The 19,370-nt window shown below is 71.4% G+C and carries 20 protein-coding genes; 9 read left to right on the top strand and 11 right to left on the bottom strand.

Annotation, left to right across the window (positions count from 1 at the left end):
* The 3 genes from AC5STB_RS20640 to AC5STB_RS20630 form a co-directional block, all read right to left on the bottom strand.
* On the bottom strand, window positions 1-1,227 hold the full coding sequence (locus AC5STB_RS20640; protein ID WP_495444741.1) for a tetratricopeptide repeat protein: 1,227 nt from the start codon (window positions 1,225-1,227) through the stop codon (window positions 1-3).
* Window positions 1,224-2,828, bottom strand: coding sequence for a tetratricopeptide repeat protein (locus tag AC5STB_RS20635; RefSeq protein WP_495444740.1), 1,605 nt, complete (start codon window positions 2,826-2,828; stop codon window positions 1,224-1,226). Before AC5STB_RS20635 ends, AC5STB_RS20640 begins: the two co-directional genes overlap by 4 nt.
* A gap of 88 nt (window positions 2,829-2,916) precedes the next feature.
* On the bottom strand, window positions 2,917-3,684 hold the full coding sequence (locus AC5STB_RS20630) for a prepilin peptidase (RefSeq protein ID WP_495444739.1): 768 nt from the start codon (window positions 3,682-3,684) through the stop codon (window positions 2,917-2,919).
* A 133-nt stretch (window positions 3,685-3,817) separates the two neighbouring features.
* Here AC5STB_RS20630 and gspG point away from each other — a divergent pair, with 133 nt between their 5' ends.
* From gspG to AC5STB_RS20595, 7 genes are read left to right on the top strand one after another with little or no spacing between them, the layout of a single operon-like run.
* Window positions 3,818-4,282 (top strand): type II secretion system major pseudopilin GspG, encoded by a 465-nt coding sequence (gene gspG / locus AC5STB_RS20625; protein WP_495444738.1) that lies wholly within the window; start codon window positions 3,818-3,820, stop codon window positions 4,280-4,282.
* Window positions 4,267-4,725 (top strand): GspH/FimT family pseudopilin, encoded by a 459-nt coding sequence (locus AC5STB_RS20620; RefSeq protein WP_495444737.1) that lies wholly within the window; start codon window positions 4,267-4,269, stop codon window positions 4,723-4,725. The genes gspG and AC5STB_RS20620 overlap by 16 nt, the downstream gene beginning before the upstream one ends.
* Window positions 4,726-4,733: 8 nt before the next feature.
* A complete protein-coding gene (locus AC5STB_RS20615; RefSeq protein WP_495444736.1) occupies window positions 4,734-5,120 on the top strand; it encodes a prepilin-type N-terminal cleavage/methylation domain-containing protein in 387 nt (128 codons plus the stop codon).
* An 11-nt stretch (window positions 5,121-5,131) separates the two neighbouring features.
* Complete coding sequence (locus AC5STB_RS20610) at window positions 5,132-5,797, top strand: type II secretion system protein GspJ (RefSeq protein WP_495444735.1); 666 nt, start codon at window positions 5,132-5,134, stop codon at window positions 5,795-5,797.
* On the top strand, window positions 5,794-6,741 hold the full coding sequence (gspK, locus tag AC5STB_RS20605; protein WP_495444734.1) for a type II secretion system minor pseudopilin GspK: 948 nt from the start codon (window positions 5,794-5,796) through the stop codon (window positions 6,739-6,741). The genes AC5STB_RS20610 and gspK overlap by 4 nt, the downstream gene beginning before the upstream one ends.
* 6 nt (window positions 6,742-6,747) lie before the next feature.
* Window positions 6,748-7,983, top strand: a complete 1,236-nt coding sequence (gene gspL / locus AC5STB_RS20600) for a type II secretion system protein GspL (RefSeq protein WP_495444733.1) — start codon at window positions 6,748-6,750, stop codon at window positions 7,981-7,983.
* Window positions 7,980-8,483 (top strand): type II secretion system protein M, encoded by a 504-nt coding sequence (locus tag AC5STB_RS20595; protein WP_495444732.1) that lies wholly within the window; start codon window positions 7,980-7,982, stop codon window positions 8,481-8,483. Before gspL ends, AC5STB_RS20595 begins: the two co-directional genes overlap by 4 nt.
* Window positions 8,484-8,528: 45 nt before the next feature.
* Here the strand turns inward: AC5STB_RS20595 and AC5STB_RS20590 are convergent, their stop codons facing one another.
* Complete coding sequence (locus AC5STB_RS20590) at window positions 8,529-9,041, bottom strand: hypothetical protein (RefSeq protein WP_495444731.1); 513 nt, start codon at window positions 9,039-9,041, stop codon at window positions 8,529-8,531.
* Between the two features lie 126 nt (window positions 9,042-9,167).
* Between AC5STB_RS20590 and AC5STB_RS20585 the strand changes: the two genes are divergently transcribed.
* Window positions 9,168-9,641, top strand: a complete 474-nt coding sequence (locus AC5STB_RS20585; RefSeq protein ID WP_495444730.1) for a type II secretion system protein N — start codon at window positions 9,168-9,170, stop codon at window positions 9,639-9,641.
* Window positions 9,642-9,671: 30 nt separating this feature from the next.
* Here the strand turns inward: AC5STB_RS20585 and AC5STB_RS20580 are convergent, their stop codons facing one another.
* From AC5STB_RS20580 to rfbC, 7 genes are all read right to left on the bottom strand, one after another.
* Complete coding sequence (locus AC5STB_RS20580) at window positions 9,672-10,880, bottom strand: type II secretion system F family protein (protein ID WP_495444729.1); 1,209 nt, start codon at window positions 10,878-10,880, stop codon at window positions 9,672-9,674.
* The gene (locus AC5STB_RS20575) at window positions 10,877-12,409 is read right to left on the bottom strand and encodes a GspE/PulE family protein (RefSeq protein WP_495444728.1); all 1,533 of its coding nucleotides are present in this window, start codon (window positions 12,407-12,409) and stop codon (window positions 10,877-10,879) included. The genes AC5STB_RS20580 and AC5STB_RS20575 overlap by 4 nt, the downstream gene beginning before the upstream one ends.
* A complete protein-coding gene (locus AC5STB_RS20570; RefSeq protein ID WP_495444727.1) occupies window positions 12,342-14,333 on the bottom strand; it encodes a secretin GspD/PilQ domain-containing protein in 1,992 nt (663 codons plus the stop codon). The genes AC5STB_RS20575 and AC5STB_RS20570 overlap by 68 nt, the downstream gene beginning before the upstream one ends.
* A 170-nt stretch (window positions 14,334-14,503) precedes the next feature.
* Window positions 14,504-15,406 carry a glucose-1-phosphate thymidylyltransferase RfbA gene (rfbA, locus tag AC5STB_RS20565; RefSeq protein WP_495444726.1) on the bottom strand — a complete coding sequence of 301 codons (903 nt, stop codon included), beginning with the start codon at window positions 15,404-15,406 and terminating at the stop codon, window positions 14,504-14,506.
* On the bottom strand, window positions 15,403-16,251 hold the full coding sequence (rfbD, locus tag AC5STB_RS20560) for a dTDP-4-dehydrorhamnose reductase (RefSeq protein WP_495444725.1): 849 nt from the start codon (window positions 16,249-16,251) through the stop codon (window positions 15,403-15,405). Before rfbD ends, rfbA begins: the two co-directional genes overlap by 4 nt.
* A gap of 106 nt (window positions 16,252-16,357) precedes the next feature.
* Window positions 16,358-17,410: a dTDP-glucose 4,6-dehydratase gene (gene rfbB, locus AC5STB_RS20555; RefSeq protein WP_495444724.1), complete on the bottom strand. Its 1,053-nt coding sequence runs from the start codon at window positions 17,408-17,410 to the stop codon at window positions 16,358-16,360.
* The gene (gene rfbC, locus AC5STB_RS20550) at window positions 17,407-17,967 is read right to left on the bottom strand and encodes a dTDP-4-dehydrorhamnose 3,5-epimerase (protein WP_495444723.1); all 561 of its coding nucleotides are present in this window, start codon (window positions 17,965-17,967) and stop codon (window positions 17,407-17,409) included. Before rfbC ends, rfbB begins: the two co-directional genes overlap by 4 nt.
* A 158-nt stretch (window positions 17,968-18,125) precedes the next feature.
* Here rfbC and AC5STB_RS20545 point away from each other — a divergent pair, with 158 nt between their 5' ends.
* Window positions 18,126-19,367, top strand: coding sequence for a glycosyltransferase family 4 protein (locus AC5STB_RS20545; RefSeq protein ID WP_495444722.1), 1,242 nt, complete (start codon window positions 18,126-18,128; stop codon window positions 19,365-19,367).
* The last annotated feature ends 3 nt before the right edge of the window (window positions 19,368-19,370 follow it).

The following is a 19,370-nucleotide window of genomic DNA, read 5'->3' as shown; positions in this document are numbered from 1 at the left end:
TCAGTTGCTGGCGGTGTTCCCGGCGGCACGGGCCGCCGCCATCCTCTGCGCCTCAGCGATCTGCGCCGCGGTCATCCGCGGCGACAGCGCCGCCCCCAGCTGCGGCGCCGCGTCAAAACCGGCGGTGCCAGCCAGCACCAGCCACATGTAGCCCAGCACATAGTCCTGCGGCAGCGCCCGGCCTTCAAAATACATCAGCCCCAGGTTGGCCATCGCCGCCGGGTAGCCGGCCCGGGCCGAAGCGCCAAGCAGCCGTGCCGCCTCCTGCAGCTGCGGCTGCGGCACGCTGTCCGGCTCCGGCTGCAGGTAGAGCCAGGCCAGCATGAACTGCGCCACCGGATCCCCGGCCCGCGCGCCGCTTTGCAGCTGCTCCAGCGCCTCCGGGCCGGAGCCGGGCGGCAGCAGCCGCGGGTCATAGACGCTGGCGGGCAGAGTCTGGCCTGCCGCCCCCGGCGCGCCGCCCTGGCCCGCCTGCCGGTACAGCTCTGCCGCGCGCGCCTCGTCCAGCGCCACGCCAAAGCCGTTTTCATACATCACGCCAAGGTTGCCCATCGCCACCCGCAGCCCCTGCGCCGCCGCCGCCTGGAACAGTTCCGCGGCGCGGGTGTAGTCCTGCACCGCGCCTTCGCCGCGCACATGCATCAGGCCGAGGTTGTTCTGCGCCCGCGGATGGCCCGCCGCCGCCGGCCCCTCATAAAGCTGCCGCGCCCGCTCCAGGTCCTGCGCCACCCCGGTGCCGTTCTGATAGAGCACGCCGAGGCTCACCGCCGCATCCCTGTGGCCGGCCTCTGCGGCGCGCTGGTACAGCGCCGCGGCGCGGGCGGCGCCGCCGGGCTGCGGCTCCAGCACTGACGCAAGGTCGAACAGATACTGCGGCTGCCCGCCCGCCGCGGCCTGCTCCAGCCAGCCCAGGGCAGCTTCGAGGTCGCGTTCCACCCCCAGCCCGCCATGATAGTACTGGCCCAGCCGGTTCTGCGCGCCGGCATGGCCCTGGGCCGCAGCGCGGGCCAGCCATTCGGCGGCCAGGGTATAGTTCTGCAGGATGCCGCGGCCCTCCTCAAGGCGCATCGCCAGCGCATATTGCGCCTCAGCGCCGCCTGCATCCGCCGCCTGCTGAAGCTCTGCCAGCGCCGCCGCCTGCCAGGGCCCGTCCTCTGCCGCAGCTGCCCCGCCGCTCAAGAGCGCCGACAGCCACAGTGCCGCCAGCGCGCTCCGCCGGCGGCTCATTGCGAGGCCCCGGCGTCTTGCTGAACCTGTACCGGAGGCGCCGCCTGCTCAAAAAAGACCCGCGCCGCCGCCTGCGCTTCGGCCAGCTGCTCCGGGGTCATCAGGTCGCCCGCCACCGCGCGCATCTCCAGCGCTTTCGCATGGCCGCCCGCCGCCGCGATGTTCAGCCATTTGTGCGCCTGGACATAGTCCTGCGGCACGCCCTGGCCCTTGATGTGCAACAGCCCCAGCTGATGCTGGGCTTCGGTGTCGCCGCCCTCAGCCGCCGCCTGGAACAGCCCGGCCGCGCGGTCCGCCTCAGCCTCCGGCAGATCCTCGCGGGCGCTGATCAACAGCCCCAGCGCGGTCTGCGCCGGGCGCAGCCCTGCGCCCGCCTGATCCTCCAGCCAGCCCTGCGCCGCCGTATCGCCACCCTTGGCCGCGGCCAGCGCCCAGGGCACCGCCCGGTGCGGCGCCATCAGCCCGTCCAGCCGCCCGGCACCCGCCAGCGCGCCCAGATGCAGCACCGCCGCTTCGCTGCCCGCCTCCGCCGCCTGCCGGTACAAGGCAACCGCCTGTTTCAGATCCGGCGGGCCGCCCTCTCCCGCCTCGCGCATTCCGGCCATCTCAAAGGCCGCCGCCGCCAGCCCCGCCCCGGCGGCCTGGTCCAGCAGGCCCCAGGCCCGCACCGGATCCGCCGCCACGCCGTGCCGGCCGCGCAGCGCCGCGCCCAGTTCCGCCGCCGCCGCGGCACTGCCGCCTGCCGCCGCCGTGCCCAGCCAGCGCTGCGCCTCGGACGGGCTGGCCTCAGCGCCGTCGCCCTTCAAATACTTGCGCCCCAGCGCCAGCTGCGCCTGGGCAAAGCCGCCCTCTGCCGCGCGGCGCAGCCAGTCCAGCGCCTGACCGCGGTCCTGCGCCGCCCCCTGGCCGCTGTCCAGCGCATAAGCCAGATAGAACTGCGCCTCCGCATGGCCGGCGCCGGCCGCCTCCTGCAGCCAGCGCAGCGCCTCATCCCCGTTCAGCGCGGTGCCAAGCCCGCGCGAGTAGGCCCGGCTCAGCTCGAACTGCGCCCCGGCATGGCCCGCCTCAGCGGCCGCCAGGAACCAGGTGAAAGCATCCCCGCCGCTTTGCGCCACCCCCTCGCCTGCGCGGTGCAGCAGGCCCAGGTAGTACTGCGCCTCGCTGCGGCCGCGCGCCGCCGCACCCTTCAGCAGCTCCGCCGCCCGCGCCGGATCGCGCTGCGGCCCGCCCGGCACCCCCGACAGGTAAAGCCGCGCCAGCAGCACCGCCGCGTCGGCATGGTTTTGCGCCACCGCCTGCTCCAGCCAGACCTGCGCCGCCGCCGGATCGGCCGGCCCGCCGCGCCCCTCCAAGAGCACCCGGCCATAGCGGTACTGCGCCAGCGGCTTGCCGGTCTCCTCGGCATGGCGCTGGAGGCCCTGGCGGACAAAAACAAAATCCCCCGCTGCCCAGGCCTGTTCAATGGCCGCCATGTCCGGCCGCGCGGGCACCCCCGCCGCCGCCGCCGGAGGGGGCACGTCATCACCGGCTCGCAGCGCCTGCGGCAGCAGCGCAGGCAGAGACAGCAGGGGCAGCAGGAAAAGCGTCTGGAAACGGGGCATTATCTCTCACGTGGTCAGGAAACAGGGGTAGGGGACGCGGCGGACCCTAAGCGGCAGCCGGGACAAGATCAAACCAATCCTCACCCGCTCAGCCCGGCAGCAGCGCAGCGGTTCTGAGAAGCCACAGCAACGCCGCCGCGGCACAGAGCGCGGCGCCGAAAGGCAGCGCCTGCTGGCCCAGCGGCACAGGCTCCGGCTGCCGGTGCAGCAGAGCGCGCGGCAGCGCCGCGGCCAGCGCACCCGCCGCCGCCAGCAGCACCAGGAGCGGCAGGTCGTAAGGGCCGGCAAAGGCGCCGAGCCCGGCCATCAGCTTGACATCGCCCAGGCCCAGCCCCTCGCGCCCGCGCAAATGCCGGTAGCCCGCGCGGATCAGCCAGAAGCTGCCCGCCCCCAGCACCGCACCCAGGCAGGCCGCCGCCAGTGCCTCCGGCCCGGCGGGCCAGGCCAGGGCCAGCGCCACGGCACAAAGCGCCGCCGTCAGCGCATCCGGCAGCTGCAGCCACAGAAGATCCGCCGCCGCCAGCGCAATCAGCAGCCACAGGAACAGGCAGCTGAGCAGCACGGCCCCCCAGGGCCCGCCCGCCGCCAGCGCCAGCACCGCCGCGCCCGCCGCCAGGATTTCCACATAAAGGAGCCAGGCCGGCAGCACCGCGCCGCAATGGCGGCAGCTTCCGCGGCACAGCGCAAAGGACAGAATCGGAACCAGGTCCCGCCCGCCCAGCCGGGCACCGCAGCTGCGGCAGGCAGAGCGCTGCACCAGCACATCCTCGCCGCGCGGCAGACGGTCCGCCAGCACCCCCAGAAAGGAGCCGATGGCCGGTGCCAGCAGCAGCAGAACCACCTCCGGCACGGTCACCGGAGACACAGGCAAGAGCTTATTGCGGCAGGCATTCTTTCCCCTCTTTTCCGCCCCCGTCCGGATCGGCTAAGGGTCGGGTCAGCAGATCCGCATCCCCTCTATCATGCTGCCGGAGAAAAGAAAGAGAGCCATGCCGCATCCCCGTTCCTGCCCTGCCCGCCGCCGCCAGCCGGCCCGTGACGCCGGCTTTTCGCTGCTGGAACTGATGGTGGTGGTGGTGATCCTCTCGGTGCTGGCGCTGGTGATCGTGCCGCGGGTGATCGACCGTCCCGACCAGGCCCGCGCGGTGCGCGCGCAATCCGACATCGCCGCCATCTCCAGCGCAGTGAAGCTCTACCGGCTCGACAACTACCGCTACCCGACCACCGAGCAGGGGCTGGCGGCGCTGGTCAGCCGGCCCGCCTCAGACCCGGTGCCCGCCAACTGGGCCTCCAACGGCTATATGGACCGGCTGCCGGTGGACCCCTGGGGCCAGCCCTACCAGTATCTCTCGCCTGGCGTGCATGGTGAGTTCGACATCTTCACCTATGGCGCCAACGGGGTGGCCGGCGGCACCGGCGCGGATGCGGATATCGGCTCTTGGACCCTGCAATAGAGCCTGAACGCGGGACCACGGCCGGCTTCACGCTGATCGAACTCTTGGTCTGCGTTGCCATCCTGGCGGTGCTCGCCGTGGCGGCCAGCCTGGCGCTGCCGCGCGGCAGCAGCCCCGGCAGCCGCGACCGGGCGCTGTTCCAGAGCCAGTTCGAGGCCGCCCGCCAGCTTGCCGTCTCCGGCGGCCAGAGCCGCGGCCTGGCCATCACCCCGCAGGGGCTGCAGCTGGTGCAGCGCACCGCCGCGGGCTGGCAGGACCCGGGGCGGCTGCAGCGCTGGCAGGGCAGCGCCGTCTTTGCCCGCCGCGGGGCGGCGCCGCCGCCGGGGGTGCCGCAGATCCGGTTCCTGGCCAACGGCCGGACCAGCGCCTTCCGCCTGTCCTTCCAGGACGGCAGCCTTTGTGAAAGCGACGGATGGGCGGGGCTCAGATGCACAGGCGGATAAACTGGCGGATGACAACAGGCAAGCGCACGGGCAGACCCACGGGCAGGGCCAGCGCCGGGCTGACGCTGGTGGAGCTGGCGGTGGCGGTGCTGATTATGTCGATCGCCAGCCTTGCCGCCTTGCGGGCGGCGGACCAGTCGCGGGTTGCGGCCGGCGGCGAGGCGCCGCGTCTGCTGGCGCGGATTGCCGCCCGCAACCGCGCCGAGGAGCTGCAGCTTTACGGCACCATTCGTCCCCTGCCGGGGCAGGTCACCCAGGGCGGCCGCACCATCACCCTGGAGACCGCCACAAAGGCGGCGGCCAGCGGGCTGCTGCAGGCCACCGTCACCGCACGCGCCGACAGCGGCGAGGGCGCGCAGCTGGTGCTCTACCTGGCACCGGGACGGGCGCAGTGAAACCGGATGGAATGAAACCAGCGGCGCGCGCGCCCCGCAGCCGGGGCCTCAGCCTGATGGAACTGGTGGCCGCGATGGCGATCTTTGCGCTGGTGGCGGTAATGGGGGCGCAGGCGCTTGGCGGCATGATCCGGCTGCGCCAGGGCATCGCCGGACGCAGCGCCGAGGCGGCAGCGCTGGACCGCACCGCCAGCCTGCTGCGCGCCGATCTGGCTGCGGTGGTGCCGATGCTGTTTTACCCGCCGGGCCGGGCAGCGCCGCAATCGGCGCTGCGCTTCCGGAACGGCGGGCTGGCGCTGTCGGCGGGCGGCCAGCCCAGCCTGGACAGCGGCCGCGCCGGCACGCCTGGGCTGCAGCGGATCGAATGGCAGCTGGCAAACGGGCAGCTCAGCCGCCGTTTCTGGACCGCGCTGACACCGGCCTCCGCCGCCGCGCGGCAGCCGCAGATGCCGGTGCTGGACGGGGTCGCCGGGCTGCGCCTGCGCAGCTACTGGGACGGGACCGGCTGGCGCGACGGCGTCCAGCCGCTGGCCCGGCCCGCCGCCCCCGGCAGCGCCGACAGCGACCAGGCCGGCGCCGCGCCCGAGGTCTATTCCAGCACCCTGCCGCTGGCGGTCGAGGTGACCCTGGACACCCGCGCCTTTGGCCGCATTACCCTTGTGGAGACCCTGAAATGAGCCGCCGCCGCCCCCGCGACGCAGGCTTCGTGCTGGTCAATGCGCTGGTGCTGGCGGCGGCGCTGGCAGCGGCGGCGGCGCTGCTGCTGGCGCGGGCGGAAACCGGCCGCGCCCGGCTGCAGGCGGGGCAGCAGGCAGCGCAGCTGGTGCTGGCGCTGGACTCGTTTGAGGCACTGGCGGCCGCCCGGCTCAGCCGCGGCGCACCGGACAGCACCGCCTGGGCCGCCCCGGTGGAGGCGGCAGAGCTGGCAGGCGGCGCGGTGCTCAGCGGCGGCATCAGCGACTTGCAGGGGCGCTTCAACGTGAACTGGCTGGCCGATCCCGAGGACAGTGCCGCGCAGGAAGGATTTGCCCGGCTGCTGAAGCAGCTGGCGCTGCCGCCGCAGGCAGGCGCCGCCATCCGCAGTTTCCTGCAGCCCGGCGGGCCAAAGAACCGCGCCGCCTGGGCCCGGCTCGACCCGCCGCTGGACCCGGTGGGCGGCGCCCTGCTCAGCACCCGCCAGCTGCAAGGCATCCCCGGCCTGTCCCCCCGCGCCTATGCGCGGCTGCTGCCCTTCATCTCCGCCCTGCCGGGGGACGCCCGGCTCAACGTGAACACCGCGCCGCCGCAGGTGCTGGCCGCCCTGCTGCCGCAGATGCCGCCCGCGGCGCTGAACCGGCTGGCCGCCCGCCGCCGCCAGCAACCGTTTCCCTCGGTGCAGGAGTTCCTGGCGGCGGCCGGGCTGGAACAGGCTCAGGCTGAACAGGAGGGCGCGGGCACCGGCAGCAAGGACGGCCCGGCTTCGCTGCTGAGCGAGCACCGGCTGGCCGTATCCTCGGACTGGTTCGAGGCCGCATCGGCAGCGCAGCTCGGCGCGATGTCCGGCCGCCGCGTGACCGTGCTGCACCGGCAGGGCACCGGGCAGCAGGCGGCGGTGGCCTGGCGGTTGACCACCCGCCCCTGAGCCGCCATGACAGATCAGAACCCCCTGCCGCAGGAGACCCCCGCCATCGCTTCCGCGCCCGCACAAGCCTCTGACGCACCGCCGGAGTTCCTGCCCCTGGACGGCGCTGCCGCCGCCGGGCCGCGCCAGATCGTGCTGGTGCCGGGCGAGGAGGTGCCGCTGTTTGCGCTCGACCTGCCTGCCGGGCTGCGCGGCCAGGCCCGCGAGCAGGTGGCCCGGCGCCAGCTGACGGGTCTGCTGGGCGCCGCCGCAACGGCAGCGGAGGGCGGGCTGGAGCTGCGCCCCTTCGCCCCTGCCCAGGGCAAGGCCGGCAGCCAGAGCACCGCCGCCTGGACCCGGGTGCAGGCGGCCGATGCCGCCTGGCTCGCCAGCCTGCGCGGGCTGCCCGGCCGCGCGGTGCTGCCCGACTACCTGTCCTTGCCCGCCGCCGAGGGCATCTGGACCCTTGCCGCCGCCCCGGACGGCCGCATCCTGGCCCGGCTCGGCCCCGGTGACGGCTTTGCCGCGGCGCCGCCGCTGGGCGAAGCGATGCTGAAACGGGCACTGGAAACCGGGCCTGCGCCCAAGGCGCTGCTGCTGCAGGACCCCCTGCCTGCCCTCCGCGCGCTGGCCCAGGAGCGGGATATCCCGGTGGCGGACAGCCCGGCGGCCGCGGCGGCGCTTGGCCTGCCGCAGCCGCAGCTGCTGGGCCACGGCGAACTGGCCTGCGACCTGCGCCGGAACCCGATGGCGGCGCGCGCCCAGCTCGCCGCCCGGGTGCTGCCCTGGCGCTGGCCCGCGCTGGCCGCCGCCCTCGCCGCGGTGCTGTGGAGCGCGGCGCAGCTCACCGCAATCAGCCGCCTGGAGGCAGAGACACAGATGCTGGCGGCAGAGACCGGCGCGCTGGTGCAGCAGCATTTCACCGGCGGCGCCCCGGTGCTGGACGCCCGCCTGCAGGTGAGCCGCGCCCTGGCAGAACTGCGCGGCGCCGCCGCGGGCAGCGGCCCGGACCCGCTGGAAATGGCCGCCCGCACCGCAGAGGCCGCCGCCGCCTCCGGCGGCCAGACCGAGCGGCTCGGCTACCGGGACGGCGACGGGCTGACGCTGGCGATCCGCCTGCCCGGCTTTGCCGCCGCCGACGCCCTCGCCGCCGCCCTGGGTGACGCCGGGCTGCAGGCGCAGCTCACCGATTCCCGCACCCTTGGCGGCGCTGAAGGGGTGCGAACCGAATTTTCCATCACCGCGGCGGAGGCCCGGCCATGAGCGCGCGGCTGATCGATCTGCTGCTTCAGCTGAGCCGCCGCGAGCGGCAGCTGCTGGCCGCGCTGGCGGTCCTCCTGCCGCTGGCGCTGGCCCTGGCGCTGCTGCTGCCGCTGCAGGAGCGCCGCCAGCAGGCGGCAGCGGCGCGCGGCGATGCGCTGGCGCTGCAGGCCTGGGTGCGGGCGCGGGTGGCAGAGAAGGCCGCGCTGGACGCCGCCCTGCCGCTGCCGCGGGGCGCCGCCGGGGCGCCGGCCGGGCTCAGCGGCCTGGAACAGGGTCTGAAAACGGCCGGCCTGCGCGCTGCGCTCAGCGAGCTGGGCAGCGAAACCGGCGGCGCGGTGACGCTGCGCTTTGACGCGGTGGATTTCCTGCGCCTGGCCAGCTGGCTGTCCTCAGTGCATCCCGGCTGGGGCTACAGCATCCGCAGCTTCCGCTTCGAGGCGCTGGAGGATGCCCCCGGCAAGGCCGCCGCCCGGATCACCCTGGAGCCCGCAGAAAGCTGAATCCTGCCGCCGCGAGCAGGCCGGAACAGGCTCTAATAAGGCGGATCAGAGGGTTTTCAGCCGGGCCTCGATGCTGGCGCGGCGGCCCGCCATCGACCCCAGCGGGTCCAGCTCCGGATAATTGTCCAGCACCTCGGCCAGCGCCGTGCGGGCGGCTTCCAGCTGCTGCCGCCCGGCAGCCGCCTGGCCCTGCGCCAGCTGCGCCAGTCCCAGCTCATGCAGCGCCGTGCCCTGCACCGCCAGCGCCGCCGCGCGGGCAGTGCCGGACTGGCCCTGCGCCAGCTGGCCAGCGCTGCGGGCGGCAGCGGCAAAATCGCCGCCGCGCAATTCGGCATGGGCGTATTCCAGCTGCAGCCGCGCCGCCAGCGGCCCCGGCTCCTGCAGCAGTTTCCGGTAGCTGCGCCGGGCCAGGTCATATTCGCCGGCCTCCAGCGCGTTGCGCGCCACCGCATATTGCGCCTGGAAACCGGTCTGGCCCAGCGGGCTGCCGCCGCAGCTGCCCAGCAGCAGCACGGCCACGCCCGCCAGCGCGGCTTTTGCAAAGGGGATCGCCTGCATTTCTGCTCTTTTCGTGTTTATTTATGGGCCGGTTTTTATCATGGTTGCGCCAGCCCGTCTATGCTTGGGCTGCGGCCGGATTTTCCGGCCGCCAGGATCTGCGGCTGATGTCCGGGAAAGGCTCTAATGCGTCTGATTGCTGCAATTTGCACCCTACCGGCCCTCGCTGCGGCGGGTTGGTCCGGCCATCTTCTGTGGCAGGAGCTGGCCCCCGGCGGCGCAGATGGCAGCCGGGCGATGGCTTTTACCGCCGCGGACCCTGCTGCGCAGCCCCCGGAACCGGCGCCGCCGCGCCGCGGGAGCCGCCGCTGGCCGCCGCTGTTCGGGGAGCCGCAGCCGCCCCGCCCGGCCGCAGCCGCTGCTCCGGCGGCCGAGCCGCAACCCTCCCGCCCGCCGCTGGCCAGCCTCGGCTACAGCCTGCGCGGCGTGGTGCAGTCGGGCGGCGCCACCTGGGCGGTGCTGGCGCATCCGGCAGGCGCGCAGATGGTGCGCGCGGGCGACCAGCTGGAAGGCGGCACCGGCGTGGTCCGCATCAGCGCCGAAGGGGTCTGGCTGGCCCGCGGCGGCGGCGCGCCGGAACTTTTGGGGTTTGCCGAGTAGGCCCGGCCGGCCCGGTTCAGCCCGCCAGGCTCAACCCGCCACTGCCGCCTGCAGGTCAAAGACCGGCAGCAGCACCGCCAGAACGATCACCAGCACCAGCCCGCCCACCAGCATCATCAGCACCGGCTCCAGCAGGGCCGCGAGCCGCTTGCGCTCGGTGGCCAGCCGGTGCTCGGCCAGGGTGGCGGCACGGCCGGTCATCCGCGCCAGCTGCACCGAAACCTCGCCCGCGGCAATCAGCTGGCGTGCAGCCGGCGGCAGAAAGCTCAGCCGGGAAAGCGCCGCCGCCAGGCTTTCGCCCTGCCGCACCGCCCCAGCCACCGCCCGGCCTTCGGCCTGGAAAGCGGCGATGGTCAGCACGCCGGCCGCACTTTCGGCAGCACTCAGCACCGCATGGCGCGAGCCCAGCACCAGCGCCAGGGTGCGCATGTACTGCACCGCCTCCGCCAGCCGTGCCAGCCGCCCCGCGACCGGCAACCGCAAGAGCAGCCGGTCGCGCGCCGCCCGCAGCGCCGCCACCCGCGGCACCGCCGCCGCCAGCATCAGCCCTGCCAGGGCCAGCGCCGCCAGCAGCCAGCGGTTGGCCAGCACCGCGTCGGAGACCGCCATCACCGCCACCGTCAGCGGCGGCAGCGGGCGGCCCGTCAGCTCAAACATCGCCACGATCTCCGGCGCCACGCTGGTCATCAGGATGCCGCAGACCAAAAGCGAGACCGCCGCCACAAAAGCCGGATAGACCAGCGCCGCCGCCACCTGCGCCTTGCCGGTGCCCTGTTCCTCCAGATGCGCGGCCAGGCCGGAAAACACCGGCGCCAGCTCGCCCGCCGCCTCGCCAGCCTTCAGCGACGCCAGGTAATAGGGCGGAAATCCTGCGCCTGCCTGTTCCAGCGCCGCCGACAGGCTGGCCCCGTCCAGGAGTGCTGCCCGCGCTGCAGCCGCAGCCGCATCGAGCGCCGGATGGCCGCCCGCGCGCACCGCCTCCAGCGCCGCATCGGCCGGCAGCCCGGCCTCCAGCATCACCGCCATCTGGCGGGTGAACACCGCCTGCAGCTCAGCATTGAGCCGCCGCCGGCCGCGGCCCCAGCGGCCCGCTGTCCCGGGCTGCGCCTCCCCCAGCTCAGCGGCAAACAGCTCCTGCTGCGCCAGCTGGGCGGCGGCATCCGCCTCGGTCTCCGCCACCACGGTGCCGGTGCGCCGCCGCCCGCGGGGGGTATAGGCAACATAGGAATAGGCCTTCATGAGGCATCCCCCGCCACCCGCAGAACCTCCTCCAGGCTGACGGTGCCAGCCGCGGCGGCCGCCAGCCCCTGGCCCGCCAGCCGCGCCGCCGGTGCCAGCGCCATGTCCGCAATCTGCGCCTCATCCGCGCCGCCTGCGATGGCGCTGCGCAGCTCTGCCGGGATGGCGGCAATCTCGTAAATCCCGAACCGCCCGGCATAGCCGCTGCCGCCGCAGGCAGCACAGCCCTGCGCCGCAAACAGCTGCGGCGGCGGTTGCAGCCCGTGGCGGGCAAACAGCGCCGCCTCCTCCGGTTCCACGGAACGCGGGCTGCGGCAGTCCGCGCACAGCCTGCGCAGCAGCCGCTGCGCCAGCACCCCGCGCAGGGTGGCGGCAATCAGGTAATCCTCGACCCCGAGGTCGCGCAGCCGCACCACCGCCGCCGCGGCGCTGTTGGCATGCAGGGTGGAAAACACCAGATGCCCGGTCAGCGCCGCCTGCGCCGCGGTCGACGCGGTCTCGCCGTCGCGGATCTCGCCGACCAGGATCACATCCGGGTCCTGGCGCAGCGCCGCCCGGAGGCCCGCGGCAAAGCTCATGCCGATGCCGGCGTTGATCTGGCTCTGCGAGATGCCCGGCAGGTCGTATTCCACCGGGTCCTCGACGGTGACGATGTTGCGTTCGGCCCGGTTGGCCAGCTGCAACAGCGAATAAAGCGTGGTGGTCTTGCCCGCGCCGGTCGGCCCGGTGGCCAGGATGATGCCGTTGGGCAGCGCCGACAGCCGTGCCAGCTGCGCCTGCTGCTCCGCGCTCAGCCCCAGCGCCTCCAGCGGCATCAGCCCGGCGGAGCGGTCCAGGATCCGCAGAACAATGCGCTCGCCGTGGTGGCCCGGCAGCGAGCTCACCCGTGTGTCGATCTGCCGCCCGGCCAGCGACAGCGCGATGCGGCCGTCCTGCGGCAGCCGGGTCTCGGCAATGTCCAGCCCCGCCATCACCTTCAGCCGCGACACGATCCGGCGCACCGGCACGTCCGGGCGGTCCATCATCTGCTGCAGCATGCCGTCGATCCGCATCCGCACCCGCAGGCCGCCCTCATGCGGCTCCACATGCAGGTCCGAGGCACCGCTCTGCACCGCCCGGCGCAACAGCTGGTTGACCAGCTGAATGACCGGCGCATCGCCCGGCTCGTCCAGGAGATCGCGCTGGCGGCGGGCAAAGGCGGCTTCCTCCAGGTCAAAGCTGATCTCCGTCGCGGCCGCCTCCGCCGGGCTGCCCTGCTGATAGATCCGCGCCAGCGCCGCCTCAAACCCGGTCCGGTCCAGCATCTCCACCTCCGGCACCGCGCCCGCGCCCAGCCGCCGCTGCGCCTCGCGCAGGCCCAGCTGGGTCGCCTCCGGCCCCAGGATCAGCCGCGCCCCCTCCAGCGCCACCTGCTGGCCCTGGGCAAAGGCAAAGGGCAGCCGTCCGGCGGCCCGGACCGGCTCAGTTGCCGCTGTTGAAGCGGAGCCGGCTGGGGAGCGGCGGGAAGTTTCGGCTTTGTGCAACGTCATCAATGAATCCGGCATCAAACGGCTGGTTCAGATCGGCGCCGTCAAACGGCAGCGCACCGATCTGCGATTTCGGGAAGCCGCCGTCGTCCAGCGGCGCGATCAGGGCGCTGGTGCGGCGTGCCTTGCGCGCCAGCGTCCTGGAGATCCGCTGCGCCTCAGCCTCCGAGGTAATCACCTGCGGCCGCAGCAGCACCAAGAGCACCCGCTGGTTGCCGGTGGCATTCTTGCCGCGGAACAGCTTGCCCAGCACCGGCAGTTTCGACAGGCCCGGCACCCGCTGGTCCACCGCCCCGGCGCCGTTTTCCAACAGCCCGCCCAGCATGATCACCGAGCCGTCGCGCACCAGCACGGTGGTCGACAGCGACCGGCGCGCGGTGATCTCGCCGCCCGCCGAGGCAGTGTTGCTGGTCAGGTTGGAAACCTCCTGCTTGACCAGCATCTTGACGGTGCGGTCGGCATTGATCTGCGGCGTCACGTTGAGGGTGAGACCGACATCCTGGCGCTCGATGGTCTGGAACGGGTTCTCCACCGCACTGTTGCCGACGGTGGAGAAGCTGCCGGTGACAAAGGGCACATTCTGCGCCACCACGATCTCTGCCTCCTGGTTGTTCAGGGTCAGGATCGAGGGGGTCGACAGCAGCCGGGTGGAGGTGACCGAGGTGATCGCGGTGATCAGCCCGGCGATGCCGTCGCCGTTCTCCCGCCGGGCGCCGCCAAGGGCGCCGCCACTGCCGGTGTCCACGGAATTGCCGTTGTTCGCGGCAGAGATCAGGCTGATCAGGCTGGTGCGTCCGGGCAGCGCAAACTGCACCCCGCCGACCAGCGCATCGTTCAGCACCGCGCCGAACTGCACCGACAGGTCCGACAGCCCCTGCACCGACATCTCAAAGATCACCGCCTCCACCAGCACCTGGGCCGGGCGGCGGTCCAGATGGCGCACCATCTGCAGGATATCGTCGATCCGCTCCTGCGGCGCCGATACCAAGAGCGTGTTGGTCTGCGGCTCCGGCACGATGCGCACCGGCGCCCGCACCGCGCTGCCGCTGTCATCGTTCAGCGCCCGCATCACCACATCGGCCAGCGCCGCCGCATCGGCGTAGTTCAGCCCGATGCTGCGCGACACCACGGTGTTGCGCTGGGTGTCCAGCTCCTCTGCCAGCACCCGCACCCGGTGGCGCAGCGCCTCGGGACCGGAGACCACCAGCGCATTGGAGCGCCGGTCGACACTGACCGCGGCGCCCTCGGGCAGGATCTGCATCGCCTGCACCACCTGCATCACATCCGCCGCCGCCGCCGTGCGCAGCCGGATGATCTCCACCGGATCGGGGCGCTGCGGCTGGTCCAGCTTTTCGATCAGCCGGGTGATGCGCGCCAGATTGGCGCTGCGGTCGGACAGGATCAGCCGGTTCGAGTCCGGCAGCGCGGTGATCACCGCCTCGGCCGGCAAGAGCGGGCGCACCACCTCAACCACTTCTTGCAGCGGGATGTCGCGGACCCGGATCACCCGGGTTTCAAACCCCGCCGCCTGGCCCGCCGCAGCGCCGGAGGACAGCTCCCGCGCCGAGGACATCGGCACGATGCGGCTGGCGCCGGCGCTCTCGACGATGGTCAGCCGGTTCAGCTCCAGCACCGACAGGAACACCTCATACAGGCTCTCGGGCGGCAGCTCCTCGGGCGCCAGAACCGTCACCGTGCCGCGCACCGCCGGGTCCAGCACAAAACTGCGGCCGGTGGCCTCGGAAACGATTTCGGCAAAGCTGCGCAGATCCGCATCGCGCAGGTCCAGCGCCACCTGCGCCCGCAGCGGGGCTGCCGCCTGAACCAGCAGCAGCGCTGCCAGCCCGGCGGCGCAGATCCAGCCCCGGATCTGCTCCCAGCCCCCCGGCCCGGCCGCCGCCGGTTCTGTTGCTGCAGGATATGTCATGATCTGCTCTCTGTTCCCCGCGGCGGGCGTCCTGGACCCCGCCGTGCTGTTTCTTTGCAGCAGCATATAAAGGGAACCGGCGCCTGAACACAGGGGATTCTCCGCCCCCGGGCGCGTTTCCCGCCACGGGTGCGGCACCGCGCCAACACCGGCGGCAGCTGAACCCGCGGCTACTTCAGAAGCCGCTCCAGATAGGCCCCATAGGCGTTCTTGGCGAACTGCCCGGCCTGCGCCTGCAGCTGGTCCGCGGTGATCCAGCCCCGCCCGTAGGCGATTTCCTCCGGGCAGCCGGCCTGCAGCCCCTGGCGCTCCTGCAGGGTGCGCACGAAATTGCCCGCATCCAGCAGCGAGCCGTGGGTGCCGGTATCAAGCCAGGCATAGCCCCGCCCCATGGTTTCGACCCGCAAGCGCCCTTCATTCAGGTAGCTTTGCAGCAGATCGGTGATTTCCAGCTCGCCGCGCGGCGAGGGCTGCACGGCGCGCGCGCGCTCCGGTGCCGAACCGTCCAGGAAATAAAGTCCCGTCACCGCATAGTTCGACGGCGGCACCGGCGGCTTCTCAATGATCTCGCGGGCGGTGCCGTCCGCGCCGAAGGCCACCACGCCATAGCGTTCCGGATCGGCGACGTGATAGCCGAAAACGGTGCCGCCCGCGCCCTGCCCGTCTGCCGCGGCCAGCAGCTCCGGCAGCCCGTGGCCAAAGAAGATATTATCGCCCAGTACCAGCGCCGACGGCGCCCCCGCCAAAAACGCTTCGGCCAGGATAAAGGCCTGCGCCAGCCCGTCGGGCGAGGGCTGCACCACATAGGTGAGTTCGATGCCCCATTGGCTGCCGTCGCCGAGGGTCCGGATGAACTGCTCCTGGTCCTGCGGCGTGGTAATGACGCAGATCTCGCGGATGCCCGCCAGCATCAGGACAGACAGCGGGTAGTAGATCATCGGCTTGTCATACAAAGGCAGCAGCTGTTTCGACACCGCCATGGTGATCGGATAAAGCCTCGTGCCGGAACCGCCTGCCAGGATGATGCCTTTTCTGCCGGATGCGGTGCCTGCGCCGGACGTGCCCTCAGTCATGCCAATTCTCCCAAATCCCTCAGAATATCCGTCAATCCCATCCGCCAATCCGGCTGCGGAAGGCCAAAAACAGTTTCTAATGCTGCGCCATCGAGGCGCGAATTCAAGGGCCGCGCCGCCGGCACGGGGTAAGCGGACGCAGGAATATCCTCCACTTCGCAAGCCAAACCTGCGGCGGCAAAGATCTCCCGCGCGACCCCCGCCCAGCTGGTTTCGGGCGCCCCTGCAAAATGGTAGGTGCCGGATTTGGCCGGGTCTGCCTGCAGCTGCCGCGCCACCGAAAGGCAGGCGGCGGCCAGGTCCCGCGCCGGGGTCGGCGCGCCGATCTGATCCGCCACGACGCTGAGACAGCTGCGTTCTTTCCCGAGGCGCAGCATGGTTTTCACGAAGTTACTCCCATGCGCCGACACCACCCAGGAGGTGCGCAGGATGGCATAGGCGCCGCCCGCCGCCCGCACTGCGTCTTCACCCGCCAGCTTGGAGCGGCCATAGGCATTCAAGGGGCCGGTGGCGTCCTGCGGCCGCCAGGGCGCATCACCGCTGCCGTCAAAGACGTAATCGGTGGAAACGGTGACAAAGGGGATGCCCAATTCCGCGCAGGCCGCCGCCATCGCGCCCGGGGCTTCGCCATTGATCACGGTTGCCAGCGCTTCTTCCTCCTCGGCCCGGTCAACGGCGGTATAGGCCGCGGCATTGATCACAGCTGCAGGCGCATGGGCGCGGATGGCTGCCGCGCACCCTGCCGGATCCGACAGATCCGCCTGATCGCGGCCCAGGCAGGTGACGCCCTGCGCCGCCAGTTCGCGGGCCAGCTGGCCGGTCCTGCCGAAAACCAGGATGGTCATAGGGTCTGCCCCGCTCCGTTTCATCTTTCTCCAAATACTCCCGTCCCGCTGCCCGGCAGGCGGCTTTGCCGCCGGGAGGGGGGCAGGCTTTCCGCCCGGAAAGCCTTCACTTGCCCGTCCCCAGCCGCCGGCCGACGCCGTCGCGGTCCTGCAGCGCCCGCCACCAGGTCTCGTTGTCCAGATACCACTGCACCGTGCGCTCCAGCCCCTCCTCCACCGTCACCGAGGGCCGCCAGCCCAGCTCCTGCCGGATGCGGCTCGGGTCGATGGCATAGCGCGCGTCATGGCCCGGGCGGTCGCTGACAAAGGTGATCAGCTCCTTGTAGGACCTGCCGTCTTCGCGCGGGCGTTTTTCATCCAGGATGGCACAGAGCGTGTTCACCAGCTCCAGGTTCGTGCGCTCATTTTCGCCGCCAATGTTATAGGACCGCCCCAGCCTGCCCTGCTGCACCACCAGCAGGAGCGCATCCGCATGGTCCTCCACGTAAAGCCAGTCGCGCACGTTGGAGCCGTCGCCGTAAATGGGCAGCGGCTTGCCCGCCAGCGCATTCAGGATCACCACCGGGATCAGCTTTTCCGGAAAGTGGTACGGCCCGTAGTTGTTGGAGCAATTGCTCAGCACCACCGGCAGCCCGTAGGTCTCGTGCCAGGCCCGCACCAGATGGTCGCTGGCGGCCTTGCTGGCGGAATAGGGCGAGCGCGGATCGTAAGGTGTCTCTTCGGTGAACTGCACGGCGGGGTCGGCGGGCAGGCTGCCGTAGACCTCGTCCGTTGAGATATGGTGGAAGCGGAAGGCGTCCGGGCGGCCCGCCTCTGTCCAGTATTTCCGCGCCGCCTCCAGCATCTGATAGGTGCCGGTGATATTGGTCTCGATGAAATCGCCCGGCCCGTCGATCGAGCGGTCCACATGGCTTTCCGCTGCCAGATGCATCACCGCATCCGGGCGGTGGCGCTCAAAAACAGTGTCTAATGCGGCGCGGTCGCGGATGTCGGCCTGCTCGAAGGCATAGGCCGGGCTCTTTGCCGCTTCCGCCACATTCTCCAGGCAGGCGGCATAGGTCAGCACGTCGAGGTTCACCACCTGATGGCCGCGCGCCACCGCCAGCCGCACCACCGCGGAGCCTATGAAGCCGGCGCCGCCGGTGACCAGGAGCTTCATGCCGCCCCCTCCCACACAAACGGGCTGGCGAAATCCGCCAGCCGCGGGGCCGCCGCGTCCTTTTCGGACAGCACCGGTGCGCCCTCAAACCCCCAATTGATGCCGCAGCTGTCCCAGGCCACCGCGCCGTCGCAGTCCGGCGCGTAGTAATCGCTGCATTTGTAGATCACCTCGGTGTCCGGAACCCGGGTGATGAACCCGTGCAGAAACCCCTTGGGCACCAATAGCTGCCTGCCGTTTTCCGCTGTCAGCTCAATCCCGAACCATTCCCCGTAACCGGGCGAGCCCCTGCGGATATCCACCGCCACGTCAAACAGCGCCCCCCGGCCGCAGCGCACCAGTTTGTCCTGGGCATGGGGCGGCGCCTGGAAATGCAGGCCGCGCAGGGTGCCCGCCGCCGCTGACAGCGAATGGTTGTCCTGCACGAAATCCAGATCGATGCCCGCCTCCTGCATCCGCCGCCTGTTCCAGCTTTCGCTGAAAAAGCCGCGCGCATCACCAAAGCGCTGCGGCGTCAGCACCTTCAGCCCCGGCAATCCGGTTTCCTCAACCTGCATCTTATCCGCCCCGGTTTCTGGGTTTCTGTCTCTTCTGACAGTTGTACCCGCTGCGCGCGCCCGGCGCCAGCACGGCGCGCGCGCAGCGCTGCAACAGCGGCCCGCAAAGGCCCAGCCCGCGCTTGCATCCCAGCCCCGGCCCCGGCAAGCATGGATCCATGAAAATCTTGTTTGTGCATCAGAACATGCCCGGCCAGTACCGCGAGCTTGCCCCCTGGCTGGCAGCGCAAGGGCACCATGAGATCGTCTTTCTGACCCAGCGCAAGGGCGTGCAGCTCCCGGGCATCAGATCGGTTGTCTACGCGCCCTTCCACACGCCCGCCAAAGATGCCTTCGGCCTCTCCAAGGACTGGGAGGCAGCCGCCGGCACCGGCCTCGGCGCGGCGCTGGCGGCGCGGCAGCTGAAGGCGCAGGGCTTCACCCCCGACATCATCATCGGCCATACCGGCTGGGGCGAATTGCTGTTCATGAAGGACCCCTATCCGGATGTGCCGGTGATCGGCTTTTTCGAGTATTTCTACCGCACCTCCGGCGGGCTGGTCGGGTTCGACCCGGAAAACCCGCCTAACGACCAGGCCTATTTCTTTGCCGAGGCGCGCAACACCGTGCCGTATGCCAGCATTGAACAGGTCGATCTGGGCCATGTGCCCACCGCCTGGCAGCGCGACCGGTTTCCGGCCAGTTTCCACGACCGCATGTATCTGTGCCATGACGGCATCCGCACCGACAGGCTGGGCCCCGATCCCGCCGCCTCGGTGGGGCTCGGGCGGCTGGAGAAACCGCTCAGCCGCGAAGATGAGGTGGTCACCTATATCGCCCGCAACATGGAGCGCGCCCGCGGCTTCCACATCATGATGCGCGCCCTGCCCCGCATCCAGGCGCAGCGCCCCAATGCCCGCATTCTGATGATCGGCGGCAATGACACCTCCTATGGCGCCGAAAGCAAGCATCCCAAAGGATTGCGCGGCGAGATGGAGGATGAGCTGGGGGACAGCGTCGACTGGAGCCGGGTGCATTTCCTCGGCAAGGTGCCCTATGACGACCTCTGCCGGATCATCCGGATCAGCCGCTGCCATGTCTATCTGACCATGCCCTTCGTGCTCAGCTGGTCGCTGCTGGAAGCGATGGCGATGCAGGCAACGGTGGTGGCCGCCGATGTGGCGCCGGTGCGCGAGGCGATCACCCATGGCGAGACCGGGCTGCTGACCGGTTTCTTCAGCCCGGAGAAGCTCGCCGATCAGGTGGCGGACGTGCTGGCCCATCCCGGGGACTATGCCCATATCGGCCCCAATGCCCGCGCCCATGTGGTGGAGAAGTATGATTTCCTGACCCGCTGCCTGCCGGAGCATATCGCACAGATCAATGCGCTCGTGCCGGAGGCACGAAGGATCAAGGTCTAGCCG

This window comes from Leisingera sp. CC-HEC093 (assembly GCF_059429195.1).
Note: the sequence above shows the minus strand (reverse complement) of the source record. Positions and strands in the feature narration are given on the sequence as shown.